This is a genomic window from Kosakonia radicincitans DSM 16656, assembly GCF_000280495.2.
GTDB classification, from domain to species: Bacteria; Pseudomonadota; Gammaproteobacteria; order Enterobacterales; family Enterobacteriaceae; genus Kosakonia; species Kosakonia radicincitans.
This window is the reverse complement of the sequence record NZ_CP018016.1, coordinates 2,569,212-2,588,231: the sequence shown is the minus strand read 5'-3', so window position 1 is coordinate 2,588,231 and position 19,020 is coordinate 2,569,212. Positions and strand designations below refer to the sequence as shown.

18 protein-coding genes are annotated in these 19,020 nt (G+C 53.8%); 5 read left to right on the top strand and 13 right to left on the bottom strand.

What is annotated here, in order from left to right; genetic code table 11:
* The first annotated feature begins 149 nt into the window (after nt 1–149).
* Complete coding sequence (ttcA, locus tag Y71_RS12565) at nt 150–1,085, top strand: tRNA 2-thiocytidine(32) synthetase TtcA (protein ID WP_007371976.1); 936 nt, start codon at nt 150–152, stop codon at nt 1,083–1,085.
* 36 nt (nt 1,086–1,121) lie between these two features.
* On the opposite strand, the gene dbpA is transcribed toward ttcA, so the two are convergent.
* The 4 genes from dbpA to Y71_RS12550 all read right to left on the bottom strand — a co-directional run bounded on the left by dbpA (nt 1,122) and on the right by Y71_RS12550 (nt 5,284).
* Nucleotides 1,122–2,492, bottom strand: coding sequence for an ATP-dependent RNA helicase DbpA (gene dbpA / locus Y71_RS12560; protein ID WP_007371975.1), 1,371 nt, complete (start codon nt 2,490–2,492; stop codon nt 1,122–1,124).
* A gap of 29 nt (nt 2,493–2,521) precedes the next feature.
* On the bottom strand, nt 2,522–2,692 hold the full coding sequence (gene ynaL / locus Y71_RS31105) for a proline-rich small protein YnaL (RefSeq protein ID WP_435526110.1): 171 nt from the start codon (nt 2,690–2,692) through the stop codon (nt 2,522–2,524).
* 270 nt (nt 2,693–2,962) lie between these two features.
* On the bottom strand, nt 2,963–3,946 hold the full coding sequence (gene zntB, locus Y71_RS12555) for a zinc transporter ZntB (RefSeq protein WP_007371974.1): 984 nt from the start codon (nt 3,944–3,946) through the stop codon (nt 2,963–2,965).
* A gap of 147 nt (nt 3,947–4,093) precedes the next feature.
* Nucleotides 4,094–5,284: a methyl-accepting chemotaxis protein gene (locus Y71_RS12550; protein ID WP_035942256.1), complete on the bottom strand. Its 1,191-nt coding sequence runs from the start codon at nt 5,282–5,284 to the stop codon at nt 4,094–4,096.
* 453 nt (nt 5,285–5,737) lie between these two features.
* Between Y71_RS12550 and Y71_RS12545 the strand changes: the two genes are divergently transcribed.
* Nucleotides 5,738–7,873 (top strand): putative bifunctional diguanylate cyclase/phosphodiesterase, encoded by a 2,136-nt coding sequence (locus Y71_RS12545; RefSeq protein ID WP_007371971.1) that lies wholly within the window; start codon nt 5,738–5,740, stop codon nt 7,871–7,873.
* A 96-nt stretch (nt 7,874–7,969) separates the two neighbouring features.
* Nucleotides 7,970–9,193, top strand: coding sequence for a GGDEF domain-containing protein (locus Y71_RS12540; protein WP_007371970.1), 1,224 nt, complete (start codon nt 7,970–7,972; stop codon nt 9,191–9,193).
* A 52-nt stretch (nt 9,194–9,245) separates the two neighbouring features.
* Here Y71_RS12540 and Y71_RS12535 read toward each other — a convergent pair whose 3' ends face one another.
* Both Y71_RS12535 and Y71_RS12530 read right to left on the bottom strand, forming a co-directional pair.
* A complete protein-coding gene (locus Y71_RS12535) occupies nt 9,246–9,434 on the bottom strand; it encodes a YdiH family protein (protein WP_007371969.1) in 189 nt (62 codons plus the stop codon).
* A 427-nt stretch (nt 9,435–9,861) separates the two neighbouring features.
* Nucleotides 9,862–11,478: a peptide ABC transporter substrate-binding protein gene (locus tag Y71_RS12530; protein WP_007371968.1), complete on the bottom strand. Its 1,617-nt coding sequence runs from the start codon at nt 11,476–11,478 to the stop codon at nt 9,862–9,864.
* A gap of 189 nt (nt 11,479–11,667) precedes the next feature.
* Here Y71_RS12530 and mpaA point away from each other — a divergent pair, with 189 nt between their 5' ends.
* Complete coding sequence (gene mpaA / locus Y71_RS12525) at nt 11,668–12,381, top strand: murein tripeptide amidase MpaA (RefSeq protein ID WP_007371967.1); 714 nt, start codon at nt 11,668–11,670, stop codon at nt 12,379–12,381.
* On the opposite strand, the gene ycjG is transcribed toward mpaA, so the two are convergent.
* Entirely contained in the window at nt 12,372–13,337 is a 966-nt protein-coding gene (gene ycjG, locus Y71_RS12520) for an L-Ala-D/L-Glu epimerase (protein ID WP_007371966.1), read from the bottom strand. The genes mpaA and ycjG overlap by 10 nt on opposite strands.
* A gap of 116 nt (nt 13,338–13,453) precedes the next feature.
* Between ycjG and tpx the strand changes: the two genes are divergently transcribed.
* Nucleotides 13,454–13,960, top strand: a complete 507-nt coding sequence (gene tpx, locus Y71_RS12515) for a thiol peroxidase (RefSeq protein ID WP_007371965.1) — start codon at nt 13,454–13,456, stop codon at nt 13,958–13,960.
* A gap of 36 nt (nt 13,961–13,996) precedes the next feature.
* On the opposite strand, the gene tyrR is transcribed toward tpx, so the two are convergent.
* The 6 genes from tyrR to pspB form a co-directional block, all read right to left on the bottom strand.
* Nucleotides 13,997–15,538, bottom strand: a complete 1,542-nt coding sequence (tyrR, locus tag Y71_RS12510) for a transcriptional regulator TyrR (protein WP_007371964.1) — start codon at nt 15,536–15,538, stop codon at nt 13,997–13,999.
* A gap of 144 nt (nt 15,539–15,682) precedes the next feature.
* Entirely contained in the window at nt 15,683–16,732 is a 1,050-nt protein-coding gene (locus Y71_RS12505) for a YcjF family protein (protein WP_007371963.1), read from the bottom strand.
* Entirely contained in the window at nt 16,729–18,126 is a 1,398-nt protein-coding gene (locus Y71_RS12500) for a YcjX family GTP-binding protein (RefSeq protein ID WP_007371962.1), read from the bottom strand. The genes Y71_RS12505 and Y71_RS12500 overlap by 4 nt, the downstream gene beginning before the upstream one ends.
* Before the next feature lie 40 nt (nt 18,127–18,166).
* Nucleotides 18,167–18,403 carry a phage shock protein PspD gene (gene pspD / locus Y71_RS12495; protein ID WP_007371961.1) on the bottom strand — a complete coding sequence of 79 codons (237 nt, stop codon included), beginning with the start codon at nt 18,401–18,403 and terminating at the stop codon, nt 18,167–18,169.
* A 10-nt stretch (nt 18,404–18,413) separates the two neighbouring features.
* Nucleotides 18,414–18,773 (bottom strand): envelope stress response membrane protein PspC, encoded by a 360-nt coding sequence (gene pspC, locus Y71_RS12490; RefSeq protein WP_007371960.1) that lies wholly within the window; start codon nt 18,771–18,773, stop codon nt 18,414–18,416.
* Nucleotides 18,773–18,994: an envelope stress response membrane protein PspB gene (gene pspB / locus Y71_RS12485; protein ID WP_007371959.1), complete on the bottom strand. Its 222-nt coding sequence runs from the start codon at nt 18,992–18,994 to the stop codon at nt 18,773–18,775. Before pspB ends, pspC begins: the two co-directional genes overlap by 1 nt.
* Nucleotides 18,995–19,020 lie beyond the last annotated feature (26 nt).

Below are 19,020 nucleotides of genomic sequence, written 5' to 3'. Positions count from 1 at the left end.
CTGAAGGGGCATAAAAACGCGCAAATGGCTTATGGCGCATGGACAGAGGTAATGAACCAGAATCGCACTGTCACAGGGAATAATCGGCTGTCCCTTGCGGATTTGGTTTGCCCACGTCGTGCTCCCGACGCATCCAGAGAAAAGAAATAATGACCGAGAAACAAGAGATTACAAAGAAAGAGCAGTACAACCTGAACAAACTGCAAAAACGTCTGCGCCGTAACGTCGGCGAAGCCATTGCCGACTTCAACATGATTGAAGAAGGCGACCGCATCATGGTCTGCCTTTCCGGCGGCAAAGATAGCTACACGATGCTGGAAATTCTGCGCAACCTGCAACAGAGCGCGCCGGTCAATTTTTCGCTGGTGGCGGTCAATCTCGATCAGAAGCAACCGGGTTTCCCGGAACATATTCTGCCGCAGTATCTGGATGCGCTCGGCGTTGAGTACAAAATCGTGGAAGAGAACACTTACGGCATCGTGAAAGAGAAGATCCCGGAAGGCAAAACCACCTGTTCTCTCTGTTCCCGCCTGCGTCGCGGGATCCTCTACCGTACGGCGAGCGAACTGGGCGCGACCAAGATTGCCCTTGGCCACCACCGCGATGACATTCTGCAAACGCTGTTTTTGAATATGTTCTATGGCGGGAAAATGAAGGGCATGCCGCCGAAGCTGATGAGCGATGACGGCAAACACATTGTGATCCGCCCGCTGGCTTACTGCCGCGAAAAAGATATTGAGCGTTTTTCACAAGCGAAAGGTTTCCCGATCATTCCGTGCAACCTGTGTGGTTCGCAGCCGAACCTGCAACGCCAGGTGATTGCCGATATGCTGCGTGACTGGGACAAACGTTATCCAGGGCGCATCGAGACCATGTTCAGCGCCATGCAGAACGTGGTGCCATCGCATCTCAGTGACGTCAATCTGTTTGATTTCAAAGGTATTACACACGGTTCGGAAGTGGTCAACGGCGGCGACCTGGCGTTTGACCGCGAAGAGATCCCGTTGCAACCGGCTGGCTGGCAGCCGGAAGAAGATGACGCGCAGCTCGATGAACTGCGTCTTAACGTCATTGAAGTGAAATAAATCCCAGCCTCTCTGCTGCATGCAGAGAGGCGGATTTTACAACAGCCGTACGCGGCAGCTCTTGCCTTTAATCTTCCCGTTCTGCAACTGCTTCCACGCCTGACGCGCCACACTCTGGCGAACAGCCACATAAACATGCGCCGGATGCACGGTGATTTTACCGATGTCCGCGCCATCCAGCCCCATATCGCCGGTCAGCGCGCCCAGCACATCGCCGGGACGCATTTTGGCTTTTTTACCGCCATCAATGCACAGCGTGGCCATTTCCGCTTCCAGCGGCACCACTTTGACGTTAGCTGGTGCGTTGCACCAGTTCAGCTTCAGTTGCAGCATTTCCGCGAGAATATTGGCGCGCTGTGCCTCTTCCGGCGCACAGAAACTGATTGCCAGGCCGCTATTACCCGCGCGCGCAGTACGTCCGATACGGTGTACGTGTACTTCCGGATCCCATGCCAGTTCGTAGTTCACCACCAGCTCGAGCGATTTAATGTCGAGACCACGCGCAGCGACATCGGTCGCCACCAGCACGCGCGCGCTACCGTTGGCAAAACGCACCAGTGTTTGATCGCGGTCGCGCTGCTCCAGATCGCCATGCAGCGCCAGTGCGTTCTGCCCCGCGGCGTTCAGCGCATCGCACACTTCCTGACAATCTTTTTTGGTATTACAGAACACCACACAGGAAGCCGGACGGTGCTCGCTTAAGAGCTTTTGCAACAGTGCGGCTTTGCCCTGACGGGAAACCTCGAAGAACTGCTGTTCAACGGCGGGCAGCGCATCGACGCTATCGATTTCAATGGTTTCCGGGTCGCGCTGGACGCGGCCACTGATGGCGGCAATCGCTTCCGGCCAGGTGGCTGAAAACAGCAGGGTCTGCCGTGAGGCAGGCGCAAAACGGATAACGTCATCAATCGCCTCGCTGAATCCCATGTCGAGCATGCGATCGGCTTCGTCCATGACCAGCGTTTGCAGGTTATCCAGGGTAACGGTGTTTTTTTGCAGGTGATCGAGCAAACGCCCCGGCGTGGCAACAATAATGTGCGGCGCATGTTGTAATGAATCGCGCTGCGCACCAAATGGCTGGCCGCCGCAGAGAGTCAGCACTTTGATATTGGGCATATAGCGCGCCAGGCGGCGTAACTCGCTGGCGACCTGATCGGCCAGCTCACGCGTCGGGCATAAAATCAATGACTGCGTCTGAAATCGGCTGGCATCAATATGTTGCAATAAGCCCAGCCCAAACGCCGCCGTTTTGCCACTGCCTGTTTTTGCCTGCACGCGGACATCTTTTCCGGCGAGAATGGCAGGCAGCGCAGCGGCCTGGACTGGAGTCATAGAGAGATAGCCCAGATCGTTAAGATTCTCGATCTGGGCGGCGGGCAAAGCATTTAAGGTTGAAAAAGCGGTCACAATAAAGTCTCGCGATAAAAGGGCTGAGATCAGCAGGCGCGTATCCTCTCAGATCTGCCCTGTTTACGCGACATCTTAATGGGTTCTTCATCCGGCGGCGGGTCCGGCATCGGTTGCGGATGGGGAATGGGATCGGGAATCGGGATCGGATCGGTCGGAACCGGATCGCTGGGATATGAGGAATTGCGTGTATTCATCATCGCCTCCTTTACGTGAGATACCTTGTTAAGGGTAGTCGCAGGTAAAAAAGAGGCAAAAAAAAGCCGACTCATTAAGTCGGCGTCGTACGAATCAATTGTGCTATGCAGTAATTCAAAAAAGGAAGTAAGACAATATGGAGCGCAACGCCCATCGCTTGACGTTGCATTCACCTGCGAGAGAAATATTGCCCTGAATAGGTATTGTATTTATTGACCTCGCTCAAACTATCTGGCGTTTTTATGTTCAAAAAATGTTAAAAAAGTGAAATTTTACAGCCAGTTACTACGATGCAACCACCAGGTAACACCGCCGATCAGTACCACCAACATCACGCAGAAGATCGAAAAGCCGAATTGCCAACCGCCTCCCGGAATGCCGCCCAGATTGACGCCAAACAAGCCAGTAAGAAAGGTACTCGGCAAAAACACCATTGCCATCAACGACATGGTATACGTGCGTCGCGCCAGCGACTCCTGCATCACCTGCGTAATCTCATCCGTCATCACTGCCGTACGTGCAATGCAGGCATCGATCTCATCCAGGCCACGCCCGAGGCGATCGGCGATATCCTGCATCCGACGGCGCTGATCGTCACTCATCCACGCCAGACGTTCACTGGCCAGCCGTGAAAAGACATCACGCTGCGGCGCCATATAGCGGCGCATAACAATTAACTGTTTGCGCAGCAACGCCAGAATTCCCCGCGGAGGAATTTGCTGATCGAGCAGGTTATCTTCCAGATCGATAATCCTGTCGTGCAAGGATTCAATAAATTCGCTGGCATGATCGGTCAACGCATCGCAAACATCCACCAGCCAGGCGCCGCTATCCGTTGGGCCGGAACCCTCTTCCAGATCCCTGACCACATCATCCAGCGCCATAACTTTACGCTGACGCGTGGAGACAATCATCCGCGAATCCATGTATAACCGCACGGCCACGAGCTGGTCGGGTCGTTCATCAGTGCTGCCGTTAATGCAGCGCAGCGTAATGAGCGTCCCCTCACCCAACCGGTTAACGCGTGGACGCGTACTTTCTCCGGAAAGCGCATCACGCGCACTGTTCGGCAGCAACGGCGTTGAGGCCAGCCACTGTGCACTCTCCTGATTGGTATAATTCAGATGCACCCAGCACGGTGTTTGTTCAGTAATAATGTCATCATCTTCGAGCGGCTTAACGCCCCCTTTTCCATCCAGCCGCCACGCAAAAACCGCATCCGGGACATTCACCCCGGAGCCTTTTAATGCTTCCACAGCGCCTCCAAAATCAGCAAGGTATTGCTGTCAGTCTAGCCGGATGAGAATCTTAAGCAATCATCACGCTGAATTTGTTAACAAATTCACGCAAACTGCAAATAAAAAACCCGGTTTCCCGGGCCTTGTTGTTCAGTACAGAGATCTTCAGAAGGAGTGCCAGTAATTTTCCTGATTCTGCAAAACCGGCGTTTTGACGCGCTGGCGCTGTTTTTCCGGCGGCAACGCGGTCTCCGCTGCCACGCGTGCTGCCGGAGCGCCCTCGATCAAACGGAATTTACCGGTCCGTTTTTGTAACTCCTCGACCTGATGTTTCAGTACGTCAGAGGAACCGGCAAGTTCATCAACCGTGGTGACGTTGCTCTGTGTCACTTTTTCTAACTCTGCTAACGCCAGGGTGATCTGCGAAATGCCTTTTTCCTGTTGCAACGTCGTGACGGCAATTTCATCCATCAACTTACTGACCACGCTCGCGCCAGAAACAATATCATGCATGTTTTGTTCTGCTTCGTTCACCACTGTCGCACCCTGCGTCACGTTATCTGTCGTTTCGGCAATCAGGGATTTGATATTTTTCGCCGCCTCAGCGCTGCGATGCGCAAGGCTACGCACCTCACCGGCCACTACGGAGAACCCCTTCCCGTGATCGCCTGCTCGCGCTGCCTCTACCGCCGCATTGAGCGCCAGAATATTGGTCTGGAAAGCGATACCGTCAATAATCGAAATAATCTCCGTCATCTGATTGGCGCATTCGGTAATTGACTGCATATTTTTCGCTACCAGCCCCATTAAATCCCCGCCTTTTAACGCACAGCTGGTCGCATCTTTAGCGCGGGTGCTGGCGATGCGCGTATTGTCGGCATTATTTTTGGTGCTGGAAGCCATTTGTTCCATGCTGGAGGCGGTCTGTACCAGTGCAGCAGATTGCTCCTCGGTTTTAACGGAGAGGTCAGCGCTACGCGTGGCCAGTTCAGCCGAAAGATTGAGGGCAGAATCCGAAGAGGAGCGAATTTCTCTGACTAAGGTAGCAATGCTGGCAGAAAGTGAGTTGATTCCGGGTATTAAGCGACCGGCGCAGTTATTTCCAAATTCAGGAATAACAATAGAAAGATTTCCTGAGGTTACCTCTTCTATACTTTTTTTAACAGTATTAATCGGCGTCACTAAATATTGCGTCATATACAGCCAAAGTAATGCCAGCGAAGTAATGGAAACAACTGAGGTAGTCATAATCAGGGTGGCATTTTTTGAGAGAATGATCACCAAAGCTTCCATGAGAATAAAAGAGAAAAGCAAAAATAAAATAATAAAAGTCCTTACACTAATATGCCTTAACATAGTGATACCCACCAAACAGCAGAAGAAGGTAAGATCGTTATAGCATTCGAAATATACTTTTACACGGCTAAATTGATACTGCGCAATGTTCACGGTTAAGTAACTACAATTCAGATTAAGTCAGGTTATTCATCTGAACATAAGCCGCAACCCCAACACAAACAGCCAGGTAATGCGATAAACCCAGAATTCAGCATCAAAATATATCATATAAAAAACAGCCTCACTCAGTGAGCCTCACAGCATATTTCCTTCTTAATTTAGTTTTAGCCTCGCTTAAATCATCCACTTTTTTTAAGTTCCTGCTGTTAATGTCGATAAATAAAAGATGCTCCATGTTTATTAATTTGTCCTCGCAATAATAAACTCAGCGCAACCATTAAATTCATCAGGTTACTTGCTAAAATTAGTGCCAGGATTACATATCAACTCTTTTGCCTGCGTGGATGACATATGCTTTATGTTTCGTGGGACCCTATTCTGGTCGGCATCTCTTTTTTGGTGGCATTCATTGCCTCATTTGTCGCACTCGATAGTGCAGGTAAAGTGCTGAACTCAGAACCTCGTAGCGCCCTGTTCTGGCGGATTTCTGGTGGAGCCACATTGGGCATGGGCATCTGGTCAATGCACTTTGTCGGTATGCTAGCGATGAAAATGCCGATAATGATGCATTATGATTTTGAATTAACCATCCTCTCATTTGTTATTGCTTTACTGGCCTCGACGCTGTCGCTCAATATCGCCGTCAGCAGCCATACCTTGCCGATAAAGCGCCTGATTTTCGCCACCCTTGTCCTCGGCAGCGGCGTGGTGTCGATGCATTATATCGGCATGGCAGCGATGATGAGCTTCGTCAGCATTTACTGGAATATCCCGCTGGTGGCGCTGTCGATCGTGATTGCCATCGCCAGCGCCTGGGTCGCGCTGTGGCTGGCGTTCAGCCTGCGGCAAAATACGCACGGCGTCTTTATTAATCGCGTTTTTGCCTCGCTGGTGATGGGCATTGCCATTTGCGCCATGCACTATACCGGCATGAGCGCCGCGACCTTCAGTAATGATGGGCTCGGCATTATCGTGCGTAGCGATGCCATACATATCATGAGCCGCGGCGTCGGCGAGCAAGGGCTGTCACTGTGGGTCGCCACTACAACGCTGGTGATTTTTGGCATCATGCTTTTTATCTCGATGATCGATTCACAATTGCGGACAGCACGCCTGACCGATAGTCTGCGTCAGCTAAACCTGCAACTGGAGAAACAGGCGCATTATGATCCCCTCACCGGGCTGGCAAACCGTATTCAGCTCGATATTTTGCTGGACTCCTGCCTGAATCGCGCAGCGGAAGAGCAGACGACCTTCGCGCTGATTTATATGGATCTGGATCGCTTCAAGCTGGTGAATGATGCCTGGGGACACCATATTGGCGACCGGTTGCTGGTCGTGGTGGCAGAACGGCTTTCCGCCTGTATTAATGACAAAATGTCGCTGGCCAGGCTCGGTGGTGACGAATTTACGCTGCTGGTGCCGCAGACCAGCGAGGAAGAAGTTGACGCCCTGATTCGCCGCCTGATCGCGACCATTCAGCACCCTTTTTATGAATTAAGCCATGTCATCAATGTATCGCTTAGCGCCGGGGTGAGTTTTTATCCTGAGCACGGTGAAAACGCCCATGAGCTGAAGCTGAAAGCCGATACCGCCATGTACAGCGTTAAGCAGGAAGGTCGCAATGGCTGGGCGATTTATCACGCCGGAATGGCGCAGAAAACCGCCGATGCGCCACAGTTCTTGCAGGATTTATCGCAGGCGCTGACGCGTAATCAGTTTGAACTCTGGTATCAGCCGCAATATACCGCGCCCGAACAAACCCTTGCCGGATTTGAAGCCCTGCTGCGCTGGCGTCACCCGCAGCAGGGAGTTTTGCAGCCGGCAACGTTTCTGCCGATGCTGGAAAAAACCGGACTGATTCTCTCTGTTGGTCAGTGGGTGATCGAATCTGCCTGTCGCCAGTTACATTACTGGAATACCCAGGGTTTTCCCCACCTGACATTGGCGATTAACCTCTCGCCCAGCCAGTTTGAACAGCATGATATTTATGAACAGGTCACTGATGCCTTGACCCGTTACCGTGTCGACCCGACGCGCCTGACACTGGAAATCACCGAGAACACCGCGCTGAAAAACCTTGAGCGTAGCGTTCATCTGCTGACCCAGTTTGCGCAGTTGGGGATCACGGTGGCGATTGATGATTTTGGTACCGGTTATTCCAATATGTTGATGCTGAAAAAATTGCCTGCCACTGAACTCAAAATTGATAAAAGTTTTGTGAAAGATATTCGCGAAAATAGCCGCAACGTGAAAATTGTCTCGACGATAATCGACATTGCCCACTCGATGAATATGCGTGTGGTCGCCGAAGGAATCGAAACGGCAGAACAACATGCATTGCTCACCAATATGGGCTGTGCTTTTTTACAAGGTTTCCTGTTTGCCCGTCCACAACCCGTCGAGAAGATTTCAGCGTTGCTTAAACATAAACCTTTCGCGTTGTCACTGGAATGTTCAGAGCCGTCACAAAAAAAACCTGCATAAGGCTCTACATTTCATGTGTGTTGCAATAAAGTTAGTAAATTGCCGCAACATCTGGCCAGCGGCGACATTGCAACCTGCGCAATAAGTGGAGTAGCCATGCTTAAATATCACCTGGATGCGCTGAATGTCCTCTCCACGCCGGTTTGGGTGGTCGCCCCTGACACGGAAACGTTGTTATTTTCTAACACACAGGCGCAGAAGCTGGCGGCGGGTCGTTCATTGCGTGAAATGCGCAGTGGCCTCTTTTCTGCCATTGCGCAGACCAGCCTCTCAATGTATTTACCCTGCCTGCAAAATCACGAAGATGTGGTCGAAATCTGGAGTATTTGCCCTTCCGGTGAAGAGTGTACGATCAGTTGCCGCGCCGTGCTGCGCGAACTTGAAACTGTCGGTGAAGTGCTCATTTTCGAAGGCATTTCCGGTGGCGCTGCAGCCGCCGCGCTCAAGGCCAACCACTCCTCCTCTTACCGGCCGAGTAAGCAAGGGTTCTACGCCCGTTTTTTCTATACCACGTCAGCCCCAATGCTGCTTATCGATCCCGTCCGCGATGGCCTGATCGTGGATGCCAATCTCGCTGCTCTGCGCTTTTATGGTTACGATCATGAAGAAATGTGCCAGAAGCACACATGGGAAATTAACACCATGGGGCGCAGCGTCTTGCCGGTGATGTCAGAAATCGCCAGGCTGCCTGGTGGACATAAGCCGCTCAATTTTATTCATCAGTTGGCCGATGGCTCAACGCGACATGTGCAAACCTACGCCGGGCCAATTGAGATATACGGCGAACGGCTGATGTTATGCATTATTCATGATATTACCGAACAGAAGCGGCTTGAGCAGGAGCTGGAATACGCTGCACACCGCGATGCCCTCACCGGGCTTTTGAACCGCCGTCAGTTTTATCACCTGACAGAGCATGTTCTGCCGACCGTGCTCGATTTTTGCGTCATGCTGGTCGATGCAGATCATTTCAAACATATTAACGATCAATTCGGCCATCAGTGCGGGGACGAAGTGCTGATCGAACTTGCACGCACGCTGGAAGCCAACAGCCGTAGTGGTGATTATGTCTTTCGCTGGGGTGGCGAAGAATTTTTACTGTTGTTGCCGCATACCCGCATAGATACCGCGCTGGACGTGGCGGAAGCCATCCGCCTGGCGGTAGTGAATATCGCCACGCCCGGTCTGCCTGACTTTACCGTCAGTATCGGCGTCGCGCGTCATTTGCAAAATGAAAGCCTCGATGCCCTGTTCCGTCGCGTCGATGAAGCGCTTTATCGCGCAAAAAATAACGGTCGTAACCAGGTGCTTGCCGCCTGAATGAAGGCAAAAAAAAGCGCCCGCTTTCGGGCGCTATGGCGTTATCACGGCATTAATGAATGCCCAACCGCCAGGCAAAATCGATCTCTTCTTTTAATTCTGTATGCGAAAGGGTCAGCAGATCCGCAAACTCCAGCCGGAGTCGTTTGAGTTTTTTGAGGTACTCGGCCGGTGTCATCGCACTGCGATCGCGACGCAGATATTCGATAGCCAGTTGGGTTGGGTCTAATTCAGTCTCCATAACGTCCTCTGAGGTAGTAAACACCCTTCTATTATACCACCGAATGCTGTCTGTTTTTTGACCATAATCGTAAAAGAGCTGGGTTTATCCGCGGAAAATGCCGCTCCGAACGACCTTACAAAAAAAGGGGTTGCGCCAATAAATGATAAAGATTATCTTTCTCAATACTGAATAGTTGAGTTAAACACTCAGGTATTCAGTACGACATTGCTCACATTGCTTCCAGTATTTTTCGCCCGCTCAATGTAGCGGGCTTTTTTTGGCCAGTACCCGAGAACGGTCATTCACATTCCCGCAACGCTCCTTATTTCCTCCATTGTCCCTTCACATTCCTTAAGTAAAATTCTTAACACTCCTGCTAAGACAGGAATCATTCCGTAATCAATGAGTTTCCCCTTACTTCCCGTGACGTAAGGGGATTTTTTTATTAATGCTTAATAATGTATAGCGTGCGGCTGTATGCCACATCTTCCGGGTTGTTAATCGGGTATCCCTTCAGCCACGGCTTAATTAAGCGCCCATTGGTGTACTGATAAATCGGCGCAATCGGCGCTTTTTCGGCAATAAGATGCTCCGCCGCGTTGTAGTCCACGTTACGCGCTTTGGCGCTGGTTTCCTGCGCCGCCTGTGCAATCACTTTGTCATAGCTTTCATCATTGAAACGCGAAATATTGCTGCTGCTTCCCGACGTCAGTATCGACAGGAACGTGGACGGTTCGTTGTAATCCCCCACCCATGACGCGCGGATCACATCAAAATTGCCGCTGTTACGGCTGTCGATATAGGTTTTCCACTCCTGGTTTTGCAGCGTCACATCCGCGCCCAGACTCTGTCGCCACATTGAGGCCACTGCGATAGCAATCTTCTGGTGACTTTCAGAACTGTTATACAGCAACCGGAGTTTAAGCGGCCGCTGCGGGCCGTAACCTGCCGCCTGCAATAACGTTTTCGCCTGCGCGTTCAGCTCTGCCTGACTCATCGATTCAAATTGTGAACGTTCCGGGGTGAAACCTGCCGTCACGTCCGGCGTTAAACGCCATGCGGGTTTCTCGCCAGTGCCCAGCACTTTTTGCGCGATCACACGACGGTCGATCGTCATACTCAGCGCCAGACGCACGCGGGGATCGGACGTTGGACCTTTTTGCGTATTAAATGCGTAGTAATAAGTGCCCAGTTGCGGCGGCGTGTAAACCTGCCCCGGGATATCTTTCAACAATTTCTGATAGAGGTTTTTCGGGAAAGATTCGGTAATGTCGACGCCATTCGCCAGGTAACGCTTGGTGGCAGCGGACTCCTGATTGATGGGCATAAACGTCACCTTATCGATCACGGTTTTGCCGTCATCCCAGTAGTGCTTGTTGCGGTTGAGCACCAGCTTTTCGTTCACCACACGATCGCTCAGCACAAACGCGCCGTTACCGATCAGATGACCCGGACGCGTCCAGTCTGCGCCGCTTTCAACATTCGCTTTTTGTACCGGGTAGAGCGCGAAACTGGCCGCAAGACTCGGGAACCACGGTACGGGACGGGAAAGTTGCACGCGCAACGTGCGCGCATCCATCGCGCTGACGCCGAGCTTATCCGGCGTCGCTTTACCCTCGGTAATATCCTGCGCATTGGCCAGACCCGCCAGCGCCGCAAAGCTGGCAAAAGGCGAGGTCGTTTTCGGATCCACCAGACGCTGCCAGCTATAAACGAAATCCTCTGCGGTTACCGGCGAACCATCAGACCAGCGGGCATTGTCACGCAGGGTAAAAATCCAGATGCGATTATCATTGCTCTGCCATTTGCTGGCGACGCCGGGAATAATGTTGCCCTTCTCGTCCTGATTCACCAGCCCTTCGAACAGGTCGCGCAGCACCTGAATCTCCGGCAGACCCACGGCTTTCGCAGGATCCAGCGAGGCGGGTTCATCTTTCAGATGACGCACAACTTCCTGCGTTGCCGCCAGTTGCGTACCTGGAGGAACATCAGCAGCAAACGATACAGAAGAAAAACCGCACAGCCAGAGCGCGCAGCACAGCGTGGAAACTCGATGCGTCATGGGATCCCCTTTTGATGTGTCATTTCCCGGCAATAGAAGTGTAATTATTTGTTTTAACATACCGGAATGCAAACCTGGTCAGTCAAAAAATTGATGATGGACAGTAATTTAACCTCCATGGCAAGATTTGCGTCACACCGATTTTTGCTCAACACTTGCTGTAAGCAAACGCCAGAACAAAGGAAATTTATGCCTGTCACACGACCACGTCCGCAGCGGGGCCGTTTTGCCCCCGGAAGCGAAGAGTTTGGCCGCTCACAGCTTGGCGCGCCGCTGATCTGGTTCCCGGCACCAGTCGCCACGCGCGAAAGCGGTTTGATCATCGCCGGGACTCACGGTGACGAAAACTCCTCGGTCGTCACGCTTTCCTGCGCCCTGCGCACGCTGAAGTCCGATCTGCGCCATCATCATGTGGTCCTCGCGGTCAATCCGGACGGTTGCCAGCTTGGCCTGCGCGCGAACGCCAATGGCGTCGATCTCAACCGGAATTTCCCCGCCGCCAACTGGAAAGCAGGTGAAACGGTTTATCGCTGGAACAGCGCCGCGGATGAACGGGATGTGGTGTTGCTGACCGGTGACGCGCCCGGTTCTGAACCGGAAACGCAAGCGCTGTGCCAGTTGATTCATCGCATTCACCCGGCATGGGTGGTGACGTTCCATGATCCGCTGGCATGTGTGGAAGATCCGCAGGAAAGTGTGCTTGGCCAATGGTTGTCCAGCCAGCTCTCCCTGCCGCTGGTCACCAGTGTTGGTTACGAAACACCCGGCTCTTTTGGAAGCTGGTGCGCGGATATCGGTCTGCACTGCATCACCGTTGAGTTTCCGCCGATCTCCGCCGACGAAGCGAGCGAAAAATACCTCGCGGCAGTGACAGAATTACTGCACTGGGATCCTCAAAGATGAAGCGTGCCGGTGGTAAAGTGCAGCGCCGGTTCGACGTCCACCGCCAGCCACGTCGGGCCATCCAGATCGGCGAAGCGCACACGGTTTGCCAGCGGTAATGCCGCGCTGATGGCGCGCGACGTGCAGATCATGCAGCCCAGCATCAGCGCAAAACCCTGCTTTGCGGCCTCGTCGGCCAGCGCCAGCGCTTCCGTCAGACCGCCGGTTTTATCGAGCTTGATGTTGACCATCTCGTAACGCCCGTGCAAGGACGCCAGGCTTTCCCGCGTATGGCAACTCTCATCAGCGCAAATGGGCAACGGGTGGATAAAGTTGGCCAGCATCTCGTCGTTCCCGGCCGGAAGCGGTTGTTCCAGCATCGCCACACCTAAATCCGCCAGCAGCTGGCAACGCGCCGCAAGGCCTTCGGCATGCCACGACTCATTGGCATCGACAATCAGTGTCGCTTCGGGCGCTGCGGCGCGGATCGCCACCAGCCGCTCACTGATCAAGTGATCGTCAAGCTTCACTTTCAGTAACTGAGCGCCCTTCTCGCTGAGCGCCGCCGCGCTGGCCGCCATCTGCTCCGGCGTGCCGATCACCACGGTCTGCGCCGTGATGACATTTTGCGGCAATGTAACGCCTGCATAGTGTGTCAGGGTCTGGTTTGCTTTGCGCGCCGCCAGGTCCCAGAGTGCAGAATCCACGGCGTTTCGCGCAGCGCCGGGCGGCAAGAGCGTTTGCAACTCCTCGCGGCTGAGCCGGGTTTCCAGTTGCGGCACAATGGTCAGTATCTGCGCCATGACTGACGCTTCGCTCTCACCGTAACGCGGATAAGGCGTACATTCACCGGAGGCTTTAATGCCATCTTCTTCCAGTTCAACGACCACCACGCGCGCTTCGCTGCGGGCGCCGCGCGAGATCACGAACGGAGTGTGCAGCGGCCAGGTTTCCTCATAAACTTTAACGTTGCGCATTCCTCTCTCCTCTGCCGCAATGTAAACCAGTATAGATATGAAAATTGGTTTGCCGTGGTCTCGGCGGATGGCATACACTAGCCCCGACGTTAACTATATGTAAACAGGAAGATATTATGTCACAACTCGTTCATTTTCAGGGCAACCCGGTTCCCGTTGCAGGCGCAATCCCGCAGGTTGGCGCACAAGCCAAACCGTTTACGCTTGTGGCTAAAGACCTGTCTGACGTCTCTCTCGCGCAGTTCGCGGGCAAACGCAAAGTACTGAACATTTTCCCGAGTATTGATACCGGTGTTTGCGCAGCTTCTGTCCGCAAATTCAACCAGTTAGCCACTGAAATTAGCAACACAGTGGTACTGTGCATTTCTGCCGATCTGCCGTTTGCGCAATCCCGCTTCTGCGGCGCGGAAGGCCTGAGCAATGTGATTACGCTGTCAACGCTGCGCAGCGCTGATTTCCTGGAAAACTACGGCGTGAGCATTTCTGAAGGCGCACTGAAAGGCCTGGCGGCACGCGCTGTCGTGGTACTTGATGAAAACGATAAGGTTATTTTCAGCCAGTTGGTCAATGAAATTACTACTGAGCCGGATTACACTGCGGCACTTGACGTGCTGAAAGCCTGATATTTCAGCCCGGCAGCGAACGCTGCCGGGTTTTCTCTACTCTTCGCTTTTCTTCTGGCTTAAACCATATTCCCGCAACTTATTGGCAATCGCCGTGTGCGATACGCCAAGCCTACGCGCCAGTTTACGCGTACTGGGATAGTTGCGATAAAGCTGGGTCAGCAGCGAACGTTCAAACCGGCTGGTGATCTCATCCAGTGAACCTTCCATTGCATCTTCACCCACTGCAACAGTAGCTGCGTCGTAATCCGGCAACAAAATATCCTGCGCGCGCAGTTCATAACCTTCCAGTTGCGTTAACGCCCGGTAAATGGCGTTTTTCAGCTGACGGACGTTGCCCGGCCAGCTATAGCGGTTCAGCAATGGCGGCAGATCCTGCGATAATTTTGGCCGTGGTACGCCCTGCTCATCGGCGAAACGGGCAACAAACAGTTCCGTCAGCGGCATGATGTCCTGCGGACGTTCGCGCAGCGGCGGCAAATTCAGCGTCAGGACATTCAGACGATAATAGAGATCCTCGCGAAACAGCCCCTTCTGTACCAGCTCCACCAGGTTACGTTGCGTGGCGCAAATCACTCTGACATCAACATGCACTTCATGATCTTCGCCAACGCGGCGGAAAGTCCCGTCGTTGAGGAAACGCAGCAGTTTGACCTGCATACGCGGCGACATTTCGCCAATTTCATCCAGCAGCACCGAGCCGCCGTTAGCCTGTTCAAAAAAACCTTTTTTTCCTTCCGGCGCATGACCGAAAAGTTCGCTCTCGACCGATTCTTCCGGGATCGAGGCACAGTTCAGCGCCAGATACGGCTTCGCCGCTCGCGGGCTGGCAAGGTGGCAGGCATGCGCCAGCAGATCTTTTCCTGTACCGGTATCGCCGGTAATCAACAGCGGTGCGGTCAGCGTCGCCAGTTTGCGCGCTTGCTCGACCACATGCTTCATCTTCTGGCTGGCAGCGACAATCTGGCTGAAGGCGCTGATATCCTGCGGGCTGATATTCTGTAACTGCCGTCCCATGCGCACGGTGGAACGCAGCATAACAACGGCGCCTGTCAGCATCGGTTCGCCGGTTTCCCCTTCCAGGTGCACCGGGGTAATTTCCATCAGGAAGTTTTGTCCGCCGATCACCACATGTTCGCTATGGGAGTTATGCGGGTTCCCCTCCAGCCAGCGCTGGAAGTTAAAACCAGGGATCAGTTGTGCGGCATTGTGGTTGCGTAATTTGTCGATATCCTGCGTGAAAAGCTGGCAACTGGCCGGGTTTGCCAGCTCAATTTTACTTTTCATGTCCAGCGACAGTACCGGCTCAGGCAGCGCTTCCAGCAGCGCACTCAGGGCGCGGTGCTCGCGCTCAGACGGCATCCACGATACGGTGCGAACGTCGGTAACGCCGGGAATGCGGCGAATTTCAGCCATCAGGCTACTGAATGTATCGAACTGAAGCGCGGCGAAATTGAGGTAAATACGCCCGACTGGATCAATTTCGATGCCGCGCAAATCAATGCCGCGCAGCACCAGTAAATCGAGCAATTCACGTGTCAGACCAAGACGATCCTCGCAAAAAACTTCAAGACGCATGGGAATAACCACCCTTTTTTCATTCACGTAATAAAAGGATGATAAGCCACTTCCCGGCTGGCAGGAAGATGTCTGTCAACAAATATTGACAGCCTGCCGGAAAAAGCGGCATAGCGCTGTAAAGATAAGCGCGCAGTGCCGTTGTTACTCCGCCGGCCGCTTTTGCAGGCTCTCTTTAAGCTGACCAATCAGCTGGAGACGGAAATCGCCGAGTCGGGGTTTATCATCATCCAGCCACGGCAAAGGGCGGCACAATTCCATGGCCTTAATTCCCAGACGCGCCGTCAGCAACCCGGCGCCAATTCCCTGTGCGGCGCGAGCAGAAAGCCGCGCAGCGAGATCCTGCGATACCCAGTCCATTCCCACTTCGCGCACCAGTTCACTGGCACCAGCAAAGGCAATATTCAGCAAGACCAGGCGGAATAATCGCAAGCGGCTGTAATAGCCCAGTTCAATACCATAAAGCGTGGCGATACGATTGATCAGCCGCAGGTTGCGCCAGGCGATAAACGCCATATCCACCAGCGCCAGCGGACTGACTGCGATCATTAATGTGGATTCGGCCGCCGAACGGCTGATTTCACGCCGCGCCTGCGCATCCAGCACCGGTTGCACCAGGTGAGCGTAGAGGCTGACAATTTCACGATCGCTTTGCGTTTCGTGAATGGCTGCATACCAGCGCTGCATTGCCGGGTGTGCATGATCGATGCCTGCCTGCTGCGCCAGCTTTTCGCAAAACGCGCGGCCTTTGCCAGTACCATGGCTGTGCAGCAAATCACGGGCTTCATCACGCTCCTGCGCTCGCTGCCGCAAACGCCAGAGCCGCCGCCATTCGCTGGCGACCGAACCGACGCCAGCGCCGATGATCAACGCGCCGGCCGCACAGCCACCGAGCGCGACCCAGTCCTGGGTCTGCCAGGCGTTCATCGTCCACTGCACACCCTGACCGATAACGCTCACGCCAAACAGCGCCAGCCCGGCGCTAACCATTTTGCGCCACAGACTGCGCTTCGGACGCAGCGCGGATTCCACTACGGCTTCCGCCTGCCCGTCGGTTGGCAAATTGTCAGTGACGAGCGGCGAGAATTTCTCCGCCTGCTGTGCGTCAAAAGTTTGCGCGCCTTTAAACTGCGCGTCGGTTTCCGCATCCAGCGGCCCGGCGAAATCGATTCTTGGTTTTAGCGGCTCGCTCATCGCAATTTATCTCCAATTAAAAACTCCAGCGCGGCATCGAGGCGGATATGCGGTAGCGGCGTATCCACATCCATCGCCTGTGGGCGAAAAGCTTCAAAGCTGAAACCCTGTTTATCCCAGAACGCCTGCCCCGGCAGACGCGCGGGCACTTCACCCGGATAAAAGGTCAATGGCGTACCGTCACTCAGACGATGCCCGCGCAAGGCCGGGATTTTCTCGCCATTCACCTCAATGATGCCGCTCTGCGTCGCCTGTACCGAGGCCAGCCCCATGCAATCCATGCTAATACCTTCAAAGGCCGCATTCTGCCAGGCATCCTGGATAAGTTGTTGCAGCAACGACACCATATTGGCGTGCTGATCGAGCGTCACATGATCAGCTTTGGTGGCGGCAAACAGCAATTTATCGATCACTGGCGAAAACAGACGCCGAAACAACGTGCGCTGACCATAATGGAAACTTTGCATCAGTTGGGTCAGTGCCAGCCGCATATCATTGAACGCCTGCGGACCGTTGTTCAGCGGTTGCAGACAATCCACCAGCACAATCTGGCGATCGAACTTCAAAAAGTGATGTTTGTAGAAGCCCTTCACCACATGTTCGCAGTAATAGTTGTAGCGCTCGCGCAGCATCCCGGCATTGGTGTGTTTATCGGCCTGTGCCAGTTTCGTCTCGCCGCCGCTATCGACATCCGGCCACGGGAAGAATTGCAGCGCGGGCGCACCCGCCATATCGCCCGGCAGCACAAAGCGCCCAGGCTGAATAAAGTGCAGACCTTCACGTTTGCACTGATGCAGGTAGTCTGTCCACGCGGCAGCAATTTCCGCCAGACGGTTCTCATCGGCTGGTGCAAGCGGATCGAGATCGGCGCACAACACGTGCCATTTTTGCGACCACGCCTGGCGTTGCCCTTGCAAAAGCCCGGTCATCTGCCGCGACCAGCTCAGGTAGTCCTGCGCCAGCATTGGTAAATCCAGCAGCCACTCGCCGGGATAATCGACAATCTCCAGATAGAGCGTGGAGGTCTCTTTGAAATGGCGCAGCAGCGAATCATTCGAGCGGAAACGCAGCGCCAGACGAATTTCGCTGACGCCGCGCGTTGGCGTCGGCCAGGCGGGCGGCGTTCCATAAAGCTGGGCCAGCCCTTCATCGTAGGTGAAACGGGGAATGCCAAAATCGCGCTGGGGAACGCGTTTCACACCCAGTAACCGCTCTTCGCGCACGGCGCTCAGCAACGGCAATCGCGCGCCAGCATGCAGGGTAAGAAGTTGATTGACCAGCGCCGTGATAAACGCGGTTTTTCCACTGCGGCTCAGGCCGGTGACCGCGAGGCGTAAATGCCTGTCCATGCCGCGGTTCACCAGCGCATTCAGTTCGTTCTTAAATCGGTCCATCGCCATGCTGCATTGCCCTTAGGGTGAAGCCGTAAATCACTTATTTTACATGCCTCTCGGCCATAAAGCGGCGAGAAAATTTATCTGCTGCACGCTTCAGTAACGGTTCCAGTGCAAATGCCAGCAGTACTCTGGCCGGACGGCGGGCCACGGATTTAACCGCCCAACCGGCGACGCCCGCCGGGCCATAACGCAGCGCGGTGAGCAAAACCAGCTTACCGGCGAATTTTAACCCCGGTTTGACATGCTGCCGTGCCTGTTGCCAGTGACGATTCATGATTTACCTCTTAAAGCTGACGGAAACGGCTGCGCAGCGAGAAGCTGTCGGAAGTGACATAGCGTTCCATCTGGCGCAGGCGATGTTCCCCTTCAGCCAACTGCGCATCGACGATATCGAGCAATTCGCTGCTGGAGGGAACGCTTTCCCCTTCCGCGTAATTATCCGGCAGCGGATCGAGGACAAAAAACAGCACGATATAGGCGGCGACGACAAAGAAAAACAGGCCGAAAAACATTGCCAGGATCGCCAGAATACGCACCACTTTGACTTTGATATCCAGATACTGCGCAATACCGGCGCAGACGCCGCCCAGTTTGCCGCGCTGCGGGATACGCCATAATTTCTTATTCAGATCTAACGTTGCCATCAGCGATCCCTCCAGTTCGGATGCTCAGCATCAAGAATATCTTCCAGCGCCTGAATACGTTCGCGCATCCGAGCGGCATCGGCGGAAAGTTGCTGGAGCCGCTGCTGCTCGTTCTGATTCAGATCGCCGCGCTGGCGATTGTTGTAATGCAGCCATAACCAGACGGGCAGAACAAACAGGATGAATAGCGTCAGGGGTATAGCCAGAAAAAGCGTGCTCATGTGTACTCCTTACAGCAAGTGAGGCG